General features: G+C 30.4%; 24 protein-coding genes. 1 reads left to right on the top strand and 23 read right to left on the bottom strand.

Annotation, left to right across the window (positions count from 1 at the left end):
• Positions 1–159: 159 nt before the first annotated feature.
• From Q8S45_RS11540 to Q8S45_RS11530, 3 genes are read right to left on the bottom strand one after another with little or no spacing between them, the layout of a single operon-like run.
• A complete protein-coding gene (locus Q8S45_RS11540; protein ID WP_305604869.1) occupies positions 160–1,563 on the bottom strand; it encodes an NAD(P)(+) transhydrogenase (Re/Si-specific) subunit beta in 1,404 nt (467 codons plus the stop codon).
• Positions 1,563–1,871, bottom strand: a complete 309-nt coding sequence (locus Q8S45_RS11535) for an NAD(P) transhydrogenase subunit alpha (protein WP_305604867.1) — start codon at positions 1,869–1,871, stop codon at positions 1,563–1,565. The genes Q8S45_RS11540 and Q8S45_RS11535 overlap by 1 nt, the downstream gene beginning before the upstream one ends.
• Before the next feature lie 14 nt (positions 1,872–1,885).
• Positions 1,886–2,989: a Re/Si-specific NAD(P)(+) transhydrogenase subunit alpha gene (locus Q8S45_RS11530; protein ID WP_305604865.1), complete on the bottom strand. Its 1,104-nt coding sequence runs from the start codon at positions 2,987–2,989 to the stop codon at positions 1,886–1,888.
• A 450-nt stretch (positions 2,990–3,439) separates the two neighbouring features.
• On the opposite strand from Q8S45_RS11530, the gene Q8S45_RS11525 reads away from it, so the two are divergent.
• The gene (locus Q8S45_RS11525; RefSeq protein WP_305604863.1) at positions 3,440–4,201 is read left to right on the top strand and encodes an MBL fold metallo-hydrolase; all 762 of its coding nucleotides are present in this window, start codon (positions 3,440–3,442) and stop codon (positions 4,199–4,201) included.
• Here Q8S45_RS11525 and Q8S45_RS11520 read toward each other — a convergent pair.
• The 20 genes from Q8S45_RS11520 to Q8S45_RS11425 form a co-directional block, all read right to left on the bottom strand.
• Entirely contained in the window at positions 4,188–4,601 is a 414-nt protein-coding gene (locus Q8S45_RS11520) for a sodium:calcium antiporter (RefSeq protein WP_305604873.1), read from the bottom strand. The two genes, Q8S45_RS11525 and Q8S45_RS11520, sit on opposite strands and share 14 nt — an antisense overlap.
• Positions 4,602–4,630: 29 nt before the next feature.
• The gene (locus Q8S45_RS11515) at positions 4,631–5,029 is read right to left on the bottom strand and encodes a sodium:calcium antiporter (RefSeq protein ID WP_305604871.1); all 399 of its coding nucleotides are present in this window, start codon (positions 5,027–5,029) and stop codon (positions 4,631–4,633) included.
• Positions 5,030–5,274: 245 nt separating this feature from the next.
• Positions 5,275–5,529, bottom strand: a complete 255-nt coding sequence (locus tag Q8S45_RS11510) for a zf-TFIIB domain-containing protein (protein WP_305604862.1) — start codon at positions 5,527–5,529, stop codon at positions 5,275–5,277.
• Positions 5,530–5,549: 20 nt separating this feature from the next.
• Positions 5,550–5,816 carry a hypothetical protein gene (locus Q8S45_RS11505; protein WP_305604860.1) on the bottom strand — a complete coding sequence of 89 codons (267 nt, stop codon included), beginning with the start codon at positions 5,814–5,816 and terminating at the stop codon, positions 5,550–5,552.
• A gap of 76 nt (positions 5,817–5,892) precedes the next feature.
• The gene (locus Q8S45_RS11500; RefSeq protein ID WP_305604858.1) at positions 5,893–7,065 is read right to left on the bottom strand and encodes an ATP-grasp domain-containing protein; all 1,173 of its coding nucleotides are present in this window, start codon (positions 7,063–7,065) and stop codon (positions 5,893–5,895) included.
• A 36-nt stretch (positions 7,066–7,101) separates the two neighbouring features.
• The gene (locus tag Q8S45_RS11495; RefSeq protein WP_305604856.1) at positions 7,102–7,503 is read right to left on the bottom strand and encodes a CBS domain-containing protein; all 402 of its coding nucleotides are present in this window, start codon (positions 7,501–7,503) and stop codon (positions 7,102–7,104) included.
• 30 nt (positions 7,504–7,533) lie between these two features.
• A complete protein-coding gene (locus Q8S45_RS11490) occupies positions 7,534–7,881 on the bottom strand; it encodes a P-II family nitrogen regulator (protein ID WP_305604854.1) in 348 nt (115 codons plus the stop codon).
• Positions 7,878–8,660: a DUF1538 domain-containing protein gene (locus Q8S45_RS11485; protein ID WP_305604852.1), complete on the bottom strand. Its 783-nt coding sequence runs from the start codon at positions 8,658–8,660 to the stop codon at positions 7,878–7,880. The genes Q8S45_RS11490 and Q8S45_RS11485 overlap by 4 nt, the downstream gene beginning before the upstream one ends.
• Before the next feature lie 17 nt (positions 8,661–8,677).
• Positions 8,678–9,421 carry a DUF1538 domain-containing protein gene (locus Q8S45_RS11480; RefSeq protein WP_305604850.1) on the bottom strand — a complete coding sequence of 248 codons (744 nt, stop codon included), beginning with the start codon at positions 9,419–9,421 and terminating at the stop codon, positions 8,678–8,680.
• Positions 9,422–9,779: 358 nt separating this feature from the next.
• Complete coding sequence (locus tag Q8S45_RS11475; RefSeq protein ID WP_305604848.1) at positions 9,780–10,346, bottom strand: Pycsar system effector family protein; 567 nt, start codon at positions 10,344–10,346, stop codon at positions 9,780–9,782.
• A 135-nt stretch (positions 10,347–10,481) separates the two neighbouring features.
• The gene (locus tag Q8S45_RS11470) at positions 10,482–10,682 is read right to left on the bottom strand and encodes a DUF6090 family protein (protein WP_305604846.1); all 201 of its coding nucleotides are present in this window, start codon (positions 10,680–10,682) and stop codon (positions 10,482–10,484) included.
• 7 nt (positions 10,683–10,689) lie between these two features.
• The gene (locus Q8S45_RS11465; RefSeq protein ID WP_305604845.1) at positions 10,690–11,439 is read right to left on the bottom strand and encodes a DUF6090 family protein; all 750 of its coding nucleotides are present in this window, start codon (positions 11,437–11,439) and stop codon (positions 10,690–10,692) included.
• Positions 11,432–12,223, bottom strand: a complete 792-nt coding sequence (locus Q8S45_RS11460) for a DUF6090 family protein (RefSeq protein WP_305604843.1) — start codon at positions 12,221–12,223, stop codon at positions 11,432–11,434. The genes Q8S45_RS11465 and Q8S45_RS11460 overlap by 8 nt, the downstream gene beginning before the upstream one ends.
• A 58-nt stretch (positions 12,224–12,281) precedes the next feature.
• Positions 12,282–13,286, bottom strand: a complete 1,005-nt coding sequence (locus Q8S45_RS11455; RefSeq protein WP_305604842.1) for a PDZ domain-containing protein — start codon at positions 13,284–13,286, stop codon at positions 12,282–12,284.
• A 125-nt stretch (positions 13,287–13,411) separates the two neighbouring features.
• Entirely contained in the window at positions 13,412–14,713 is a 1,302-nt protein-coding gene (locus Q8S45_RS11450; protein WP_305604841.1) for a DUF418 domain-containing protein, read from the bottom strand.
• 25 nt (positions 14,714–14,738) lie between these two features.
• Positions 14,739–16,154: an MBOAT family protein gene (locus Q8S45_RS11445; protein ID WP_305604840.1), complete on the bottom strand. Its 1,416-nt coding sequence runs from the start codon at positions 16,152–16,154 to the stop codon at positions 14,739–14,741.
• 2 nt (positions 16,155–16,156) lie between these two features.
• Entirely contained in the window at positions 16,157–17,194 is a 1,038-nt protein-coding gene (locus Q8S45_RS11440; protein ID WP_305604839.1) for a hypothetical protein, read from the bottom strand.
• 299 nt (positions 17,195–17,493) lie between these two features.
• Positions 17,494–17,985, bottom strand: coding sequence for a hypothetical protein (locus Q8S45_RS11435; RefSeq protein ID WP_305604837.1), 492 nt, complete (start codon positions 17,983–17,985; stop codon positions 17,494–17,496).
• A 15-nt stretch (positions 17,986–18,000) separates the two neighbouring features.
• A complete protein-coding gene (locus Q8S45_RS11430; protein ID WP_305604836.1) occupies positions 18,001–18,504 on the bottom strand; it encodes a RidA family protein in 504 nt (167 codons plus the stop codon).
• A 293-nt stretch (positions 18,505–18,797) separates the two neighbouring features.
• Positions 18,798–19,286: an ester cyclase gene (locus tag Q8S45_RS11425; protein WP_305604835.1), complete on the bottom strand. Its 489-nt coding sequence runs from the start codon at positions 19,284–19,286 to the stop codon at positions 18,798–18,800.
• Positions 19,287–19,304 lie beyond the last annotated feature (18 nt).

Genomic DNA, 19,304 nt, shown 5'->3' with positions numbered 1-19,304 from the left:
AGTATCGTTTGTTGTTGGTTGTAATGTCTGAAATTCATAGTTAAGTATCTGTATATCAATGATTAAATATACAAAAAACTAATAAAACTTCCAAATAAAAGTATAAATAAACCGTCTCTAGTTGTGAGACAGCTTCCTTTTAAAATACTTTAATAGGAATTACATATTTTTTAATTCTGAAACCAGTTCCGTTAAGGCCGATTTAGCATCTCCAAATAACATTGAAGTTTTTGTGTTGAAAAATAATTCGTTTTCAATACCAGCGTACCCTGCATTCATACTACGTTTGTTTACAATAATATGTTTTGCGTTTTCTACATCTAAAATTGGCATTCCATAAATTGGACTTGATGGATCGTTATGAGCCGCTGGGTTAACTACGTCATTTGCCCCAACTACTAAAACCACATCGGTATTAGGAAATTGAGGATTAATATCGTCCATTTCAATTAACTTGTCATAATCTACATTACTTTCAGCCAATAAAACATTCATATGTCCTGGCATACGACCAGCAACGGGATGAATAGCATAAGAAACATCAACTCCTTTTTTAGTTAAAAGCATTTCAAGTTCATGAATAACGTGTTGTGCTTGTGCAACCGCTAAACCATATCCTGGTACAATTACTACTTTACTTGCATAATTTAATAAAATTGCAGAATCACTAGCAGTTGTTTTTTTGATAGTTCCGCCAGATTTTCCTCCAGTAATTGCACCTGTGCCTGCATCTCCACCAAAAGCGCCAAATATAACATTTGTTAATGAACGGTTCATTGCATTACACATAACAAAAGTTAAAATTAACCCTGCTGATCCTACTAAAATACCGCCAACTAACATTACCATATTACCGTAAAGAATACCTGTAATTGCTGCCGCAATACCTGTTAAGGAGTTTAATAATGAAATAACTACAGGCATATCAGCACCTCCAATTGGTGCTACAAATAAATACCCATAAATTAAGGAAGCTATTAATAAAATATAAATTAACATGTAGCTGTCTGTATTTACTACAATAATATATGCAGTAAAGGCAACAAGTGCAGTAAATAAGATATTATTAATTAGGTTGTATTTTGGTAATCTTAAATCTTTCATAGAACCATTTAATTTTGCCCAAGCCACTAAACTTCCTGTAAAAGTGATACTTCCAATAATAATAGCAGCTAAAATTGTAGTTATAATAGAAGCGGAAGCTTTTGAAGCGTCTTCAACACCTACATTTTTATTAAATTCTACTAATCCTATTAAAAGCGCACTTCCACCACCAAAACCATTGAATAGAGATACTAATTCTGGCATTTTAGTCATTTCAACTTTCATCGCAATAATCCAACCTAAAACAGATCCAACCAAAAGAGCAGCTCCAATTAAAATATAATTTATTGAAGGAACTTCGAAATCATGTAGAAATATAGTGCCAATAATGGCTAGTACCATACCATAAGCAGCAATTAAATTTCCTTTTTTTGCAGTTTCCGGGTGTCCCAGTAACTTTAAACCAATAACAAATGTTACGGTTGAAATTAAATAGATAATACTTAATGTTAAATTCATTATTTTTTCTTTTTAAACATTTGTAACATGCGGTCGGTTACAGCAAAACCACCAACTACATTTAAAACTCCTAATACTACAGCAACAAAACCTAAACCTAATGCTAAGTAATCATCTGGTTTAGATTGTAACATCACCAATAATGCTCCGACTATAACTACACCACTTAAAGCGTTAGCGCCAGACATTAATGGAGTATGTAGCACTGATGGAACATTTTTTATTAATTCTACACCAATAAATATCGCTAAAATGAGGATATATATTAATTCTAGATTACTGCTGAAAAATTCTATTAATTCATTCATATCTAATTATTTTTTTAGTTTTTTCTAATTTTTCCTTCGTGAACAATTAAAGTGCCATCCGTAATTTCTTCCTCCAATTCCCATTTAAATGCGTTATTTTCATCAGTTAAATGCATTAAAAAATTATACATATTTTTAGCATATAACTCACTTGCATTTGTTGAAACGCTTTCAGGAGCCATTGTTGTACCAATAATTTTCACGCCATGTTCAACAACTGTTTCCCCCATTTTACTTAATTCACAGTTACCACCTTGTAAGGCTGCTAAGTCGATAATAATTGCACCGTTTTTCATTTGTTTTACTTGTTCTTCAGTAATTAATACTGGTGCTTTTCTACCAGGCACCATTGCAGTAGTAATTACTAAATCGGCATCAAATAACGATTTATTAACTGCTTCTTTTTGTCTACGCACATAATCTTCGGAAGCTTCTTTAGCGTAACCACCTTCAGATTCTTCACCCGTATTATCAACCATAATAAATTTTGCACCAAGAGATTCGGCTTGTTCCTTGGTTTCCATTCGAATATCTGTTGCCATAACAACAGCACCTAAACGTTTTGCAGTTGCAATTGCTTGTAAACCAGCAACTCCAATACCATAAATTAATACTTTTGAAGGAATTATAGTTCCTGCAGCAGTCATCATTAATGGAAAAATTTTGGTCATTTCATAAGCTCCAACAATTACAGCTTTATAACCAGCTAAATTACTTTGAGAACTTAAAACGTCCATATCTTGCGCTCTGGAAATACGAGGCATAGCATCCATTGAAAATGCAGTAACACCTTTAGACGCAATTGCTTCAATAAGTTTTGGGTTAGATAAATAATACAATTGACTCATTAAAATTTGTTCGTCAGAAACTAATTTTAAGTCTTCTTCATTAAAAGGGTTAATTTTGATTAATACATTTGCATCTTTAAAAACTACTTCTCTTTTTGCGACAACAGCACCAACTGAAGTATAATCAGAGTTTTTAAATGAAGATACTTTTCCAGCACCTTCTTCAATCAATAATTCAAACCCTTTCTCAATAAGGAGTTTGGCAATATTGGGGGAAATAGCTACCCGTTTTTCACTTAATTGTGTTTCGTTTAATACGCCTATTTTCATATATTTATGTTTTTATGATGTATAAAATTAGTTAGAATATTTAATTTATTGTTTTGGAATAATCTAATTATAGATAAAAAAATAAAACCAGCTACAAAGCTAGTTTTAATAGTATATAAATTTTCATTTTGTATAAAATAAAGTATACAAAATGCAATTATAATTACGTTTAAAAAGGTAAATAGGGCTGATTTACAATCTTTCAATTTTGCTTTTTTAAAATATGCGACAAAAGTAAAGAATTAATCATCTATTTAGGTTGATAAAAATCATATTTTTAACAGATTGTACATTATTGTGAATATTATTTCTAAATACGTAAAATTTATTAAATTAAATATTAATAAAGTATAATTATAGCTGTATATTTATTAAATATGTAAAATGAATGATTGATGTTTTGTTTAATTAATTATAATAAACAAGTACTTTTGATAAAAAATAATGAAAATGAAACTAACTTTTTTAGGAACTGGTACTTCACAGGGAATCCCTGTTATAAATTGTAATCATCCCGTCTGTCTATCAGAAGATGCACGTGATAGACGCCTTCGAGTTTCTGTTATGGTTGAATGGGATACTTATTGTTATGTTGTAGATTGTGGACCGGATTTCAGGTATCAAATGTTGCGCGCAAAAGTAACTAAAATAGATGGTGTTTTGTTTACACATGAGCATGCAGACCATACAGCTGGTTTAGACGACTTAAGACCTTTTAGTTTTCAATTAGGAGCTGTACCAATATATGCTCAGAAAAGAGTATTGAAGAATTTAGCATCAAGATTCGAGTATATTTTTAGCAATAAAAATAAGTATCCAGGAGCACCAAGTATAGTTCAAAATTTAATTAAAAACCAACCTTTTTTATTGCATAATTTGAACGTGATTCCTATTAAAATTTCCCATTATAATTTAAAAATATTTGGATATCGATTTGGAAATATAGCATATTTAACAGATGTGAAAACAATTGAAGAAGTTGAATTACTTAAACTTCAAAAGTTAGATATTCTAATATTGAGTGCTATACGAATAAAACCGCATAGATCTCATTTAAATTTAGTGGAAGCGATGGAGTTGATTGAAATAATTAGTCCCAAAAAGGCCTATTTAACTCATATTAGCCATTACTTAGGGTTTCATGCAGAAGTGGAAAAAATATTGCCAAATAATGTGTTTTTAGCTTATGATGGTTTGGTTATAAAAAACTAAAAATCCATCGACTTAAACCAATTAGAAATAGAATTGCTCCTTCAACTCTTGAAATTCGCCATCCAGTTCTCATAAAAACTAGCACAATTCCAATCATAATTAATAGCATAATCATATTAGGTTGCGCCTCAATATCTACTGGTAATTCTTTTAAAATTGCCGCTAATCCTAAAACACCAAACATGTTAAAAATATCGCTACCAATTAAGTTTCCAATAGATAATCCATGTCTTCCTTTAAGTGCTGCAGCAATAGATGTTGCAAGTTCAGGGGCAGAAGTACCTGCAGCAACAATAGTTGCACCAATAACCCAGTCAGAAACTCCCATGATTCTTGCTAAAATGGTAGCAGAATCTACTAAAAAATGAGAACCGCCAATTACCAATGCCATACTACCAATTAAAATAAATGAATCAAACCATTTGAAATCTAAGTCTTCACTTTCAATTTCAACTTGTCTTTTTTAAAGTATAAATATCCTATGTAAACAAATAACATAGCCATTAAAATGTACCCTTCAAAATGCTCTAATTTTAAATCCCATAAAAATATGAGGAGTAGCGTAGTACCAAAGAAAAGAAAAGAACCATCCCTGTAAACTAACAACTTGTTTGTTCCTAAACTTCTAATAATGGCGGTTCCTCCTAAAATAAAGCCTAAGTTAAAAATGTTAGACCCTACAATATTTCCAACAGAAATATCACTTTGTCCATTCATTGCCGCAATTATGGTTACCATAAATTCGGGTGCAGATGTACCCATTGCAACTACAGTTAAACCAATAATTAATTTTGAAATTCCTAATTTTTTTTGAAATTCGAACGGCAGAATCTACAAGCCAAATTGCACCTTTAGATATTGCTACAATGCTTGCAATAATAATTAATGAGTTTATTAATATTTCCAATTTTTTTTAATTTTTAGTCAAAATAAAACGAGTGCAAATATAGGATAAAAATTATATTTTAATAATTTAAATAAAGAATGAAATAGGATTTTTTTTATAAAGGAAAACCCTGTTTTTAAACAATTGAGCGTTAAAAACAGGGATTAAAATAGAATATAAATGTTTTTTAGTCAAATAATTCGGTTAACCAGTGTTTAGGTTTCTTTTTGTATCCGCCTTGATTACTGTATCCTCTGTCAGAATGAGAAGTTTGTGAAAAAGTTTCATTAGGTTTATTTTCGGTTACAGTAGCTTTTTCAATAATTTTATCTAACTCACCTCTGTCTAACCAAACACCTCTGCACGTTGGGCAATAATCAATTTCAATTCCTTGGCGCTCTGCCATTACTAAATCTATGTTTGCACAATTTGGACATTTCATAATTATAATGTTTTAAATTTTTAGTTAAAGATATTAATAAGAGATTCGCCCTTCTTTTTAATAGAGTCTAATTTAGAAGTTGTTTTTTTAACTAATGAATCAGCTTTTTTTAAGTTTTGGTCTTTAGAAATGACTAAAGAGTCTAAATTTTCAATTTTTTCTAAACCTACATTAAGAGTCGAATCAATTTTATTTAAACTATTATCTATTTTGTTACTAGTATTACTACAAGAACTTAATAAAATAATAGATAAAAATAACAAGAAATACAATGCTTTTGTATTCATTTTTATGTTTGGTTTATTTTTCTCAAAAATACATTATAAGCTGACAATAAATTATTATAAATGATTGATTTTTGTGTTATTTAATTGTTAAATATTTTATTAAGTTACTGGTTAAAATTTTGCTTAATTCATCCTCATTCCCAACAGAAGTTTCAGTAAATAAAATTCCAAAAATTGGATATTCATTAAAATCAAATTTCCTCAAACTTAATGGGTTTTCAAAATCTTTTAATACTAATTCATAGTTAAATGACTCAATTTCTGAGGGTAAATAGCCAGAGTTATTGTTTAACAAAACAATACTATATAATTTATCTTTTTTACTCTTTAAAATTTCTTCCCAGTTAGGTTTTTTGTTATTTAGAAAATATTCGTAAGAATTAAAGCCATAAGCAAACCAAGAAAGATCTCCCGTTGTACATAAACCACCAAAACGAAGTGGATTTACTTCAATTGGGATTACAATACCTTCAGTGGTGATTCTAACTTCAATGTGCATTGGGAAATTAATAAGATTGGCTTTTTTACCAATAATTTTCAATAATTTTTCAACATTTTTTATAGTAGTTTCAATACTATTTTTAGAACTGGTATAAACCCTGTCGCTAACATCTTTACCAGAAGAAAAAACATGAAGCATACTATTCAAAATTACTGGTTCTCCTTCATTATTGTAATAACAATCAATGGCATATTCGGCTCCTTCAATACATTCTTCAATAATAAAATAGGTGGTGTCAACTACTTCTTTTGGAAATAATGATTGAATTTGAGTGAATTCAGCTTTTAGTTTGGTTACTATTTCATTCCATTCGTGTGGTTCATCTATTTTATGAACACCTAAACTAAAAAAACCAACAGCGGGTTTTATAATTAATGGAAAATGAAGATCTTTAGTTGAAATAGAATCTAAATTTTCAAATTTTACGCCTTTAAAAAAATAATTTGGAAAGATGTCTTTTAATAATTCTCTAAATTTAATTTTATTTTTAAACAGATTAATTTTCTTAGGAATAGAAGTAAAGCCTAACTTTTTTTCAACCCAACTTATGGTGTTTTCAGAATTTGTGTAAAGCTTTGTTTTTGAATTCTCTTTCAATTGCTGAACAGCTTCTTTTTCGGATATCCAATTTAAGCTTTCATCATTAATTAGCGATTTAGCAGATTCAGTATCAACTATTTGAAAATTATTTTTTTTAATTGTTTCAATTAAAAAGTCTGAAACGTAGGGTTTGTCAATTAATATCATTTAAAAATATTTATTTAGAAATTTTTAATTTAATTGTTAAAATAACATATTGTCCAATACTAAATCGTTTAAAGAGATTATTCCAATTAGTTCTCCATTTTCTTCCACGGGTGCTACACGAATACCAATTTTCATAAATAAATTTGCTACGTAATGTACATCCATACTTGCTGGAACACTAATAACCGGTTTTGTCATAATTTCAAAAACGTTAACTTCTTGTGAAGTTTTGTCGGGAATAATTACACCTTTAATAAAATCGTGAACTATTACAATTCCGTAAACATCAAGTTCATTTCTTTTTTTTACAATAAGAACTTCAACTTGTTCTTTTCTCATTAATTCAACAGCTTCTTTAGCAGTTGCCATGCCATCAATAAAAATGGCTTTTTTCTTCATAACGTCTTTTGCGCTTTGGTAACTTCTTTTTAAAATCATTATATATTATTTTAAGAGATTAATATTTAGTTAAAAGTACTGATCACGTGCCTGATCTTTGAATATTTTCATTTGACTTTCCAATCCTGCAACATGTTCAATAGGCAGAACAAAGGCAATTCCTGTTCCTGGTTGATCGAATTTACCAGCTTTTTTAATAACATTCATTAAATTTTCAACTACATGTTCTTCAACCAGAAAAACAACAATATCGGTTTGATCTTCAATGCTAAGTCCAAAAAACGACTTTGCTTCATGTATTCCAGTACCTCTTGCTGGAATAATAGTGGCTCCTGTAGCTCCTGCTTTTTTCATTGCATCCACAACATTATCTGTAATGTTAGGTTTAATGAAAGTCATAATTAATTTAAATTTCATTGTTTTGTTGTTTTTATGTTTGTAAATCGAGTTTTTAATTCCATAATTTGTGCATAACCCAAAACGGTAATAATAGGAAATAGACTTGCAAATGCAATAAGGCCGAATCCATCTATTGCAGGATTTCTTCCAGGCACTGCGCTAGATAATCCTAATCCAAGGGCTGCTACAATTGGTACTGTTACCGTTGAAGTTGTAACACCTCCTGAATCATATGCCAAAGCTATAAGTTGTTTTGGGGCAAAAATAGTTTGTATAATTACTATAACGTAGCCAACTAAAATATAAATGTAAAGTGGTGTTCCAGTTACTATTCTAAAAGTTCCTAAAGCTAAAGCCATTGCAACTCCAATAGCAACGGTAATACGTAGTCCCCAAGGACTAATAGTTCCTGCTGAAACTTCACCTGCTTTTAAGGCTACTGCAATTAGAGAAGGTTCTGCAATTGTAGTTGCAAACCCAATTAATGCAGCAAATATGTATATCCAATAATAATTTGCCCAATTTGTTAACTCACTTCCATTTGCTCCAATAAAAAGGGGATCAGATAATTGAGAAGCCATTATTTTACCAATTGGAAAAAGTGCTTTTTCTAATCCCATTAAAAATAAAGCCAATCCTATAACTACATAAAAGCCTCCTAAAATCACTCTTTTTAGATGTGGAATAGGTTGTTTTAATATTATTAATTGAAAAAAGAGTATCAATACTAATATTGGTAAAACATCTAGTATTGTGTAGAGAAAAATTAAAATAAAATCTTTAATAAAATCGAACATAGTTAACTAATGTTTAATTAAAACCAAAATAAACCAAATGCCATTACAAAAATCATTGGTAAAAGCGAAGCAAACGCAATTAAACCAAATCCATCTGTTAACGGACTTCGTCCCTTAATAACACTTGCCAATCCAACACCTAAAGCTGTTACCAATGGTACCGTTATGGTTGATGTTGTTACACCTCCTGCGTCATAAGCGAGTCCAATTATTTCTTCTGGTGCAACTATCGTCATTAACATTACCATAATATAACCTCCAATAATTAAATAATAGATAGGCCAACCTTTTAATATTCTTAAAACACCAATTACAATAGCCAAACCAACAGAAAAAGCTACAGATAATCGTAAACCCATTGCATAGCTGTTCATAGAATCTGTATCCTTCGGAATTAAATTGGCTGTTGATGCAATTTCAGAAGCTTCTTTTGCAACTGCAATTAATGCCGGTTCTGCAATGGTTGTTGAAAAACCTAAGGCAAAGGAAAAAACCATCAACCAAAATAAACTTCCTTTTTTTGCCAAGGCATAAGCCATTGATTCTCCAATAGGAAATAAACCAATTTCTAATCCTTCAATAAAAAGCATTAAACCTACTACAACAAATAACACCCCAAAAATAATTTCTGCTAATTCAGGAAACGGTTGTTTAATAACAACTGTTTGAAAAAATACAACAACAAGAATAATAGGAACAAGATCTGTAAAAGCGTTTTTAAATTTATTTAGAATTATAAAAAGGTAATTTTTATATTTCATTAATTTTTGATTTTATTAGGAAAAATTAGTTCTCAAATATAGCATTTTATTGATAAAAAAGTTTAATTTTTAGTCATTTCAACAACCCAAATATTGCTTATTTCACTTTCTGGAATATCCTGTTATTTTGTTATTTGGGTAAAGCAATTTTATTTTTAAAAGGGCTAATTCGTTATGGGATAGGAGTGAAGTCTAAATTTTTTTCAACCCAATTTATGCTCGTTTAGAGATTAGAATATTGCTTGTTATCTGTATTTTTCTCTGAAAAATGAAATAGCATCTTCAACCAAAATCCAATTGACATGTTATTCTTAGAGTTTTAGCATATTTTTAATTTTTCTAATAAAAAATATATTCATTATAAAGTAAGTAACAAACTATAAATAATTACAATCAACAATAGAAACATCCCATATGCCATAAATTGCAATGATCTTTTCACATTTTTAAACTTTAGTGATGCAATTTTTGAAATAATATATATCTGCTGGCCCAAATGATCAAATAATTGTTCTTCATCTAAACTTATTCTGTAAAATGTTTTTGAAAATTCGTGGATATTTCCAAATTTGCTAATAATATCTCCAAAAAAGAAAATGTTTTTATCATATTTAGCTTCTATTCTAGGTATAAAACAACGTATGCTAAAATAAATTGAAAGTGCCGTACAAGTAAACCAAAGACCTAAGATAATGTATAGGAATATGTCGTTAGGAAAGTTAACGATTACTAACATTAATTTTTGAAATATAAAATTCAAAACAATTCCGAAAAACGACAGAATTAAACCAGCTTTAATTTCTGAAGCCTTTATAAGCCCAGAAACGTAGTTAATACTACCCCAATAGTGATCTACTAATTCTTCAGTATGCGTTCTTTTTATTTCAGGTTCCAAATGTTCAATTGGCTTTTCTTGCGGTTCCATAAGGTTATTATTTTATTGTTTTAAAAGGTTAAGATATTGATTTATTCCAATACTTCATAAACTATAATTGGGAGTGCCTTATTTTTCATAAAAATACTTTCAAGTTTTTTACATTGAAATGATTCTTTTACATGCTCATATATCTTCTTGGATGTTTTTTAATATGGTTATTTCTTGGGTGGTTGCTTTGCGTTTTTCGTTGGCATTGTTTATTTGCAATGCAATTAAAATCCCAATGACCACAAGCACAATTTCACCGATTGCGTATTTAAGGTAATTGGCGGTTTTACCTTCGGCTACCAGTTTTTTGCGGATATTTCTAAAGAGTTTTATCATGGTCTCGTTATTTATAATTTTTGTCCATATAATCCAGAATATTCTCGGCTTTACTTTCTAACGATTTAAATCTACCTTCAAAGTAGGTTGCCGTACTTCCAATAAACCGGCATAAGGGCAATACCCGTTTGTCCTCGAAAATTGTAGTATATACTATGGCATTTGGTACTATTGGGGAATTAGTGGGGAAAAATTTGCGGTGTTCTGAATCGCTGAAAAGTTCATATTTTAACTTGCGAAGTTCAAGTCTAACGGGGTTCGCGGAATTTGTAAAATTGGTAGCAATCTCATTGTACCCATAATAATATTCCTGAAGCATTTTTAAGAGTTTTGGATCCGGAAATTCGGATAAATTCCCGGAGGAATTTAGAAAGTCCCAGGTTTTGGCAGTTTTATTAATAATGGGAGTGGTTGTCATAGAATTAAAATCCATAATAAATTTCAAGGAATCCTGTATCAATCTATTTTTTGATTCCATCACAGGAATTATATTCCTTCCTGCTTCCATCTCTTGCTTTAAAAGGGCAATGGTACTTTGAAGCAAAACGGTATCAGCTTGAATATCTTCCGCAATAGATTTGATATTGGTGCGCATACGCAAATGATCTTTCCTATCCTCGTTCCAGTTATTGATACTTAAAGCAATTAAAATCCCAATAACTACCAAAGCAATTTCACCAATTGCGTATTTAAAGTACTTATTTGTTTTTCCTTCGTTAAGAAGGTTTTTTCTAATATGACGAAAAAATTTAATCATTGGTCTCGATTTTTAATTTTATTTTGATTAGCGTTTCCTGCCTAGATTTTATTTTTCCTAAAGCATTGTATGTTCTGCCCATATCTCCAATAAGGTAATTTTCAAATGAAGGGGTTTTTAATATTTTTTCATAATCTGCTGTAATGTTTCGAAAATCGTCAATAGATGCAATTTTTTTATAAAATTCACTAACATCCTCCTCATTTACTACCAAGCTACCTGTCTGTAAGGTCATATAATTTTCAGGTAAAGTATACATTAACGGTTCAAATTGATTTTCAACAAACCGTAAAATGGAATTGATTATGTATTCTATTATTGAAAAGTCTGCATAATACTGGGAAAGATCCTTTAATAGGTCTTTCGACTTAAAATTGTTAAAAGTGCCTAATGTTTTTGCAGATTCAAACGTTGTGGAGTAATTTGTTGGAATTTCAGAATAAAACAAAGGTTCTACATACATTCCAAACTTATCAATGCCCATAATTTTATTTGGGTTTCGTACATATGTCAATAGTGTATCTAAATACTCGATTCTTTTCGTATGAAATTTTATATAATAATTTAACTTTTGCTCATCTTTTTCTAGGTCTAAAAGTATATTGCTAAAGAAGTTGTATTCTAATTGTTTTCCTTTTCGTTTCTCATTCCAATTATTAATTTGCAACGCAATTAAAATACCAATTACTACCAAAGCAATTTCGCCAATGGCGTATTTGAAATACTTGGATGTTTTACCTTCGTTGAGTAGGTTTTTACGGATATTTCTAAAGAGTTTTATCATAGTAATTTAATAAAAACTCAGAGCAAATTAAGAAAATAATTAACCCTGAGTTTGAATTTTAAGATGCTTTATGTTGCTTTTCTATAGCTAAGAAAAAGAAAATAGGGATAGCCGCAAATGTGTAAAACACATAATCATTACCAGGTAATTCAACATCTGGTTTTATTGTGTTTATGGTAAAATATACAAGTATTGGTAGTAAACCTACAACTGTTCCAATAAGCATCATATTGAGTCCTTTTGAACTTCGTTCTTCAGATGAAGCACTTATATATTTTCTGATTAGCGTAATAAATGCAAGGCCAAAATAGAAAATTATAAAAGCTCCAAATAAAAGTCGCATAACCATATTAAATGTTCCTGATCCATCAGGTTGTAATATTGTAATTATAGTTATTATTGCCAATAAAATTAACATTGGAATATATAAAAGGCGTTTATTACTACTCCTTAAAAAGGCACTTTCAGGCGGATATTGTAGCATATATATTGCTAAGGCAGTGAAAGAAAATAGCACAAAGCCAGTTGAAATAATCCCTACAATTGAACTTAAAATTACTGAGCTAATGTATGGACCATTCATAAATAGATAACCAAAACAAACTGCAAATAATGCAAATGAAAGACTTAATGCTGTTTTATGTTTAAATTGTGCATATACACCAATAAGTATAAATAATAGGCCGATAATAAATCCGACTGTATTATTTGTGCTGTCAGTATCTTTCATAGTGGTATAGGTAAGAGGTAAAGTTAATTCTTCCCCATTTCTATCAACTACAATATCACGAGTTTCACCAATTTTAGCCCGTTCACGTTTGTTTAGGGCTTTACTATCAGTAACAGCAATACCTCCAGTACTTTTTATTACATCACCTAGTTGTAAGCCAGCACTTGCTGCAGGACTTCCTTCTTCTACTTTAATAACATTATAGTCGTCGCCTGTATTATAACCTGCGTACGTGTAGTTCTTAGCATCCATTAAACCAAGGATACCCCAAATAATAAATAACACCCCTGCTATTACCAGCACAGCGTTGTACTTTGTTGATTGTTCACTCATAATGTTTAAAATTTAATTGGTTAATACTAATTTATAATTACTTGAATTCTATTTTTTTTAGATAACAATTTTTTTAACAGAAACCTTCAATCAAAATTTACTTAAAGTATTTTTTCAATATTATTTTATTTTAGTCTTTTTAATGGGTGCATTTTTAAATAACTCAAATTTCTCCAAACCCACTCTAGTGGTCCAAACTGATAATATCTTAACCAAAAAGGACTTACTATCAATTGAAAAACCCATATTGAAAATACGATGTATAACAATTCATGACGTTGAAATGTTCCAAAAAGACCAAAACCTACACCTGTAAAAATAAACATTGCAATAACTGAATGCATTACATAATTGGTGAGTGCCATTTTACCGACAGCAGAAAGGCTTGATTTTAACCAATTTAAAACGGGTAATTTGCAAAGAAGCATAATTATTCCAATATGCCCAATTGCAACAGGAACTCTGCCCATGTCATACGTAATTTTTGATTTAGAAAAACCTAATAATGAAAAGTTACTATCTATTACAGAATGAACTTCGAAGTAGTTAACACTTAATCCAATTCCATAACCTAAGACAGACATAATAATATAAAAAAGAAAAGATTTTTCGGCTGATAGTATTTTCAATTTAAAAAATGCGATACCTAATAACATCATGCTTAACACATCCCATAAATCATATCTGTATGGCCAACTCTCATCATAATGTTTATTTATAGGAGCAAGAAACACAACAACATCTATATAACCTTTACGCATATTGGTGTTATATTTTGCAATGCCTTCAGCAGATCTATCATATTCTCTCTTTTCCCATTTTTGATCAACTTCTTTGAGTTCTCTTGTTAAGGTTTTTCCTTCTAATTTGTACTTTTGAACAAGCGTTACATCTGCAACAAATTTGACATCGTTTTTATAATCTATATAATTCCATAGTCCTCCAACAGAAAATAAAAAAAGTGAGCAAAGAATTAATTTTTTTGGAGACATATTTCTAAATGAATAGACTAAAAATCCCATTAAAGCATATTGATATAGTATTTCGCCTGTCCATAATAATAAATAGCCATGGATTAATCCAAAAATTAACAACCAAAATAACCTTCTAAAGTAAATATCTGATCCTTTTATTCCTGCATCTTTTTTTTCAAGTCTGTTCAATAAAATAAACATCCCAACTCCAAATAAAAGTGAGAACAACGCTCGCATGGTACCTTCAAAAAGCATATTTGTGGCTATCCAAGTTGTGAGATCTAACCCGGAAAAACCACCTGAAACAGTTGGGTCTTCGTAGGAGCCCGCAAGCCCCATTCCGTTAATATTCATTAATAAAATTCCAAATAGCACGATACCTCTCATAATATCTAATGATTGAATTCGATCAGAGGCCTTTAATGGTTTAAATGTTGTTTCTGAATTTATCATAATTTTATTTAGTTGGTTGTTAATTTTAAAACTGAAAATAAATAAACTGTTCCCCGCTACCTTGGGCAATAGCAATTAGAAAAAGCATAAGGGCCCAAACAATACCTAGAACCATTGGAGATGTTTTTAAAGAAACTTCTTTCATTGAAGTATTTCTCATAACCCAATGGCATAAAAACAATAAGGCCACTACCAATGATACTTTTAGAATATCGAAAGGCTCAAGAATCTTTTCACCATCGGTTTGCATATAAAACATTGACTTAATCATATTCCAAGCAGTTTTAAATTCTCGTGCTCTAAAAAACACCCAAGTGATATTTACGCAAGAGAATGTTATAAAGGCTAAAAACATACCGTTCCAAGGGGTTATTTTAAATGGAATATATTTTCGTTGAAGTCGTTCTAAAATAAGATAGGTGCCATGTAAACCTCCCCAAATTATAAAAGTCCACGCAGCACCATGCCATAAACCACCTAATAACATGGTGAGCATTAAGGCAGCATACATTCTTGTAATCCCATAGCGATTTCCTCCCAAAGGAATGTACAAGTAATCTCTCAACCAACTTGATAGCGAAATATGCCAGCGTTTCCATAAATCAGAAAAGCCCAATGATGCATAAGGATATTTAAAGTTATCGGGTAAAATAATGCCTAGCATTAAGGAAATTCCAATGGCACAGGTTGAATACCCTGCAAAATCAAAGAATATTTGACCAGAAAAGGCGAGTGTGCCAATCCAAGCATCCAAACCGTGCAATAATTTATTAGACCCGAAAACAGTATCAGCAGTTCCAGAAAGTAATATATCTGCTAAAACTATTTTTTGAAACAATCCAATAGTTACCAAAAATATTCCCCAAAAAAATTGGTCTAGTGTGGCTTTCTTTTCTTCGTAAAATTGAGAAATTAAATCACCTGCTCTAACAATTGGTCCTGCCACAAGTTGAGGAAAGAAAGTTACATACAAAGCGAAATCTAAAAATGTTTTAGCACGTTCAGTTCGTTTTAAATACATATCTATGGTGTAAGACATAGTTTGAAACGTATAAAACGAAATTCCCATTGGTAAAATAATATCCATAGTTTGTGCTTGGTAGCCATAGCCATACGTATTAACAACAGTAGTGAAATTGTCTAATAGAAAATCTCTGTATTTAAAAAAACCTAAAAACCCTAAATTGGCAAACATACTCAGCAACAACCAAAGTTTACGTTTTCGCTCATTGTCTTCAGTGGCTAATTTTTTACCTGTAATCCAATCCACAACAGTAGATATCCAAAGGAGAATAACCAAAGGAGGATTCCATAACCCATAAAATACATAACTGGCCAACAGAAGCATGACTTTTTTAGAAGTCCAGCTAAATAGTTTTGAATAATACAGTGCTAAAACAATAACTAAAAAAACGACGAAACTTAATGAATTAAATAGCATAATTAGTTAGTTTTAGAGTTAGTTAATGCGCCATCTGCTTTCATAATTTTTAAAAGCTCTGATGTAAAATATTGGGCATCTTCTTTTGAAAGATGTGATTCTTCAGGACATTTTAGATTTTTAAATTGATTATAATCTTCAAAATGATAACTTTTAACTTTTGCTTGATTTACCAAGTGGTCCCAAAATTCTGCTCTTGGTAAAACATGGTTTTCACCCATTCTTACACCACCACTAGATGGAAATCGAACTAAAATAACATTGCCGTTTCTAGCCTTAAATTTTTTAAGATCTTCCATAAAAAAAGCCATAGTAGATTTTTTATCTGGCGGCGGAGCACTTTTTCCAAAAAAGTTCCAAACTTTTATAATGCTGTTCGCATAAGCAGTATCTACAACAGTTCTATTTATCATGCTCATGTTTCGGTCCAAATTAACATTACCAAAATTGTAAAATGGAGGTTTAATTGGCACTTCAGTACGTTTTCCTATTTGAATTTGACGTAATAATGATTTTAAATCAATATCATCTGACCATTCTTCTTCATCTGCCGATATAAATGCTAGATTTTCTTGTAACGGTATGGAAAGATGAAAATTGATACGTTGTGCATATGTTCTGTTTTTGAAATAATCTACTTTTGATTGCGCTCTACTCCAAGGAGAGGCCTGAGGAAAGGTGGTTGAAAAAAACAATCCTGGAGTAACGCCAATTAATATAGTACCTTTAAAATTAGTGTTATTTACTATGTCATGGAAAGTTGGTAAAGGAGAAGAACCAGTTGAAGCCAATTGGATTGGAGCTTTTCCAGTTTCATTTTCCCATTCCTTCAATTGAATATCAAAATAAGCTCTTGATGAGCCAATAATAATAACCTGATCATCAGACGCGGTTTCAACTTTAGCTCTTTGAAGTGCCCAAAGTGATTTTTCATCATTTATTGTAGGATAATAGCCTTGAGACCGCCAATAAATTTCCCAAACACTTAAGCCAATTATACTTAGCAAAAATGCGATAATTAGTGATTGTTTTAATTGCATGTTTTTGATTTTTTTAGTTGGTTAGTTATATTTAATTTATTGATGCATATGTATATAGAATTAGATTATGTATGAATTTTTAACGATGTAATATTTAATAAAAAATTCTCCAAACTTTGTAATTTAAGATAGGAGAATTGAAAAAAAAACAAACGTGTTGAGCATATATCGATGATAAATATTAATGAATTTTTTATCTAGTTTTTTAATCATTTTTAACTTTACGTTTTTTTAAAATCATAATTAAACACAATGTTCTTTTTATTCTATTGATTATATTTTTTTTAAATAGCTTATAATTAATGTTTTAATATTGTCATTGTGTTTTTAAAATTTTTCCATTTTAATTCATCTCCATTAATTGCATAAGTTTTGGAATTTTTAAAAAGAGCTGTAATCCCTCCAATTACACTACCTGAAATACCTCCAATTACAGCTCCAGCAGCCGCACCTTCACCTGCTGAATATGCAAAAATCCAAGCGTCTGGATCAGCAGTTGCAGCACCTAAAATTGCAAAAAATGACGCACCAGAAACAGCTCCAATAAGTAAGTTGTTTCCAACAGAATGTTTGGTTTTAATAAAGGAGATATTGTTAAAATAAATTTCTTTTGGCTCTAATTTTCCTTTTAATTGAATTGACGTATCAGAAATTGAGAGTATTTTTCCTTTACTTATTTTTTTACCTTGTAAATCATATACACGTACAAAAACTGTTGCGTTTTCAATTTCTTCTTGAGCAGAAATATTAATACTTATTATAAATGCGAATACAAAAAATAAATTTTTCATAATTTTATTTGGTATTTAATTCGATTTATGAACTTCCAATTCTATTTCAATTAAAAACTCTGGAAGAGCCAATTCCTTTACTCCAAGCCATGAACCAGTTGGGAATTGTTTGGTGTAGATTTCATTTCGATAACCAGAATGTTTCAAAAATTCTGGCATATTAGTGGTAAATACATTTTCAACAACAACATCGTCAAAAGTGCAACCATAGTGCTTTAACACTATATCTAAATCGGAATAGCAATTTTTCATTTGCTGAAGAAAATCTCCAACCGCTGTTGGATTCCCAGCATCATCCATACTAACTGCTCCTGAAATTTTAATATCGTTTCCAATTTTTACGGCATGTGAATATCCATACGCTTTTTCAGTTTCAGGACGAAGGCTGAAATACTCAGGTGTTTCTGTTTGAACTACTGGTTCTTTTGCTGTTTCTGTTGTTTTTTGGTTACAGCTATTTATTGAAGTTGCAAGCAATAACGTTACAACTCCTATTGCTAAAAAATTTATTCTTTTCATCTGTTTATAATATTTGTTTTTTATTGGAAGATGGAACGCCTATAATCATATCCCTGTGTGTCGATGATAATTGTCGTGGGCGTTTCATCTTGATTAAATTAAAATGTGCCTACTTTTTTAATTCAGTTTTCGGCTTTTCTGATTTTGAAATTGATTTGCGTTTATTTATTTCCAACACTATTCACTTCAATCCAATAACCATCAGGATCTTGAAAATAGATTTGCTTGATTCCGTCAGCTCTATTTGCATAAAACGCATTGTTGTTGTGTGCAGCTTCTTACTAATTTGCTTATTATTTTTTAGCTTGGAGTTGGTTATTCAAACTCAATGCGTCAGGAAAGCCCCATTGTTCAACTAATTTTCCATTTGCTATTCTGTAAATAGATGTTTCAAATATTGTAACTTTAATACCTGTTGAATCAAGCCCATTAAATTTTCCTTGATGAGTTCCTGTCGATTTATATCTTGTTACTACTTTATCTCCTTCTGCAATTATATCCACTATTTTTTCATTCCAATCTGGAAAAGATATTTTGTGACTTGAGATTGTATTCTTTGCTCCTTCAATTCCTTTCCACTCAATTCCGTTAATAAAGTGGCACACAAAATCTGGCGACATAATTTTGTCTAAATTGGCTACTTGACCATCAGACCACACTTTGTGATATTGTCTTACAATTTCCCTATTTACCTCTAAATCAGATTTCTGATTGTTTGAATTGCAGCCCAAAACATTTAATAAGACAGCAAGAATGATAAATTGATAAAATAGTTTTTTCATTTTCTTTTTTTTAAATTA

Origin of the sequence: Lutibacter sp. (genome assembly GCF_030692605.1) — a bacterium.
In the GTDB taxonomy this organism is placed as follows: domain Bacteria; phylum Bacteroidota; class Bacteroidia; order Flavobacteriales; family Flavobacteriaceae; genus Lutibacter.
The sequence above is the reverse complement of the archived record's forward strand: the minus strand, read 5'-3'. Positions and strand labels throughout refer to the sequence as shown.

What these genes read in the sequence shown, in the direction of transcription:
- Q8S45_RS11495 (WP_305604856.1), bottom strand. Translation starts at nt 7,503, where the DNA reads ATGATTTTAAAAAGAAGTTACCAAAGCGCAAAAGACGTTATGAAGAAA.
- Q8S45_RS11455 (WP_305604842.1), bottom strand. Translation starts at nt 13,286, where the DNA reads ATGAGTGAACAATCAACAAAGTACAACGCTGTGCTGGTAATAGCAGGG.
- Q8S45_RS11465 (WP_305604845.1), bottom strand. Translation starts at nt 11,439, where the DNA reads ATGATTAAATTTTTTCGTCATATTAGAAAAAACCTTCTTAACGAAGGA.
- Q8S45_RS11510 (WP_305604862.1), bottom strand. Translation starts at nt 5,529, where the DNA reads ATGAAATGTCCAAATTGTGCAAACATAGATTTAGTAATGGCAGAGCGC.
- Q8S45_RS11470 (WP_305604846.1), bottom strand. Translation starts at nt 10,682, where the DNA reads ATGATAAAACTCTTTAGAAATATCCGCAAAAAACTGGTAGCCGAAGGT.
- Q8S45_RS11445 (WP_305604840.1), bottom strand. Translation starts at nt 16,154, where the DNA reads ATGCTATTTAATTCATTAAGTTTCGTCGTTTTTTTAGTTATTGTTTTA.
- Q8S45_RS11450 (WP_305604841.1), bottom strand. Translation starts at nt 14,713, where the DNA reads ATGATAAATTCAGAAACAACATTTAAACCATTAAAGGCCTCTGATCGA.
- Q8S45_RS11440 (WP_305604839.1), bottom strand. Translation starts at nt 17,194, where the DNA reads ATGCAATTAAAACAATCACTAATTATCGCATTTTTGCTAAGTATAATT.
- Q8S45_RS11435 (WP_305604837.1), bottom strand. Translation starts at nt 17,985, where the DNA reads ATGAAAAATTTATTTTTTGTATTCGCATTTATAATAAGTATTAATATT.
- Q8S45_RS11485 (WP_305604852.1), bottom strand. Translation starts at nt 8,660, where the DNA reads ATGTTCGATTTTATTAAAGATTTTATTTTAATTTTTCTCTACACAATA.
- Q8S45_RS11425 (WP_305604835.1), bottom strand. Translation starts at nt 19,286, where the DNA reads ATGAAAAAACTATTTTATCAATTTATCATTCTTGCTGTCTTATTAAAT.
- Q8S45_RS11490 (WP_305604854.1), bottom strand. Translation starts at nt 7,881, where the DNA reads ATGAAATTTAAATTAATTATGACTTTCATTAAACCTAACATTACAGAT.
- Q8S45_RS11540 (WP_305604869.1), bottom strand. Translation starts at nt 1,563, where the DNA reads ATGAATTTAACATTAAGTATTATCTATTTAATTTCAACCGTAACATTT.
- Q8S45_RS11505 (WP_305604860.1), bottom strand. Translation starts at nt 5,816, where the DNA reads ATGAATACAAAAGCATTGTATTTCTTGTTATTTTTATCTATTATTTTA.
- Q8S45_RS11475 (WP_305604848.1), bottom strand. Translation starts at nt 10,346, where the DNA reads ATGGAACCGCAAGAAAAGCCAATTGAACATTTGGAACCTGAAATAAAA.
- Q8S45_RS11535 (WP_305604867.1), bottom strand. Translation starts at nt 1,871, where the DNA reads ATGAATGAATTAATAGAATTTTTCAGCAGTAATCTAGAATTAATATAT.
- Q8S45_RS11500 (WP_305604858.1), bottom strand. Translation starts at nt 7,065, where the DNA reads ATGATATTAATTGACAAACCCTACGTTTCAGACTTTTTAATTGAAACA.
- Q8S45_RS11430 (WP_305604836.1), bottom strand. Translation starts at nt 18,504, where the DNA reads ATGAAAAGAATAAATTTTTTAGCAATAGGAGTTGTAACGTTATTGCTT.
- Q8S45_RS11525 (WP_305604863.1), top strand. Translation starts at nt 3,440, where the DNA reads ATGAAACTAACTTTTTTAGGAACTGGTACTTCACAGGGAATCCCTGTT.
- Q8S45_RS11460 (WP_305604843.1), bottom strand. Translation starts at nt 12,223, where the DNA reads ATGATAAAACTCTTTAGAAATATCCGTAAAAACCTACTCAACGAAGGT.
- Q8S45_RS11480 (WP_305604850.1), bottom strand. Translation starts at nt 9,421, where the DNA reads ATGAAATATAAAAATTACCTTTTTATAATTCTAAATAAATTTAAAAAC.
- Q8S45_RS11530 (WP_305604865.1), bottom strand. Translation starts at nt 2,989, where the DNA reads ATGAAAATAGGCGTATTAAACGAAACACAATTAAGTGAAAAACGGGTA.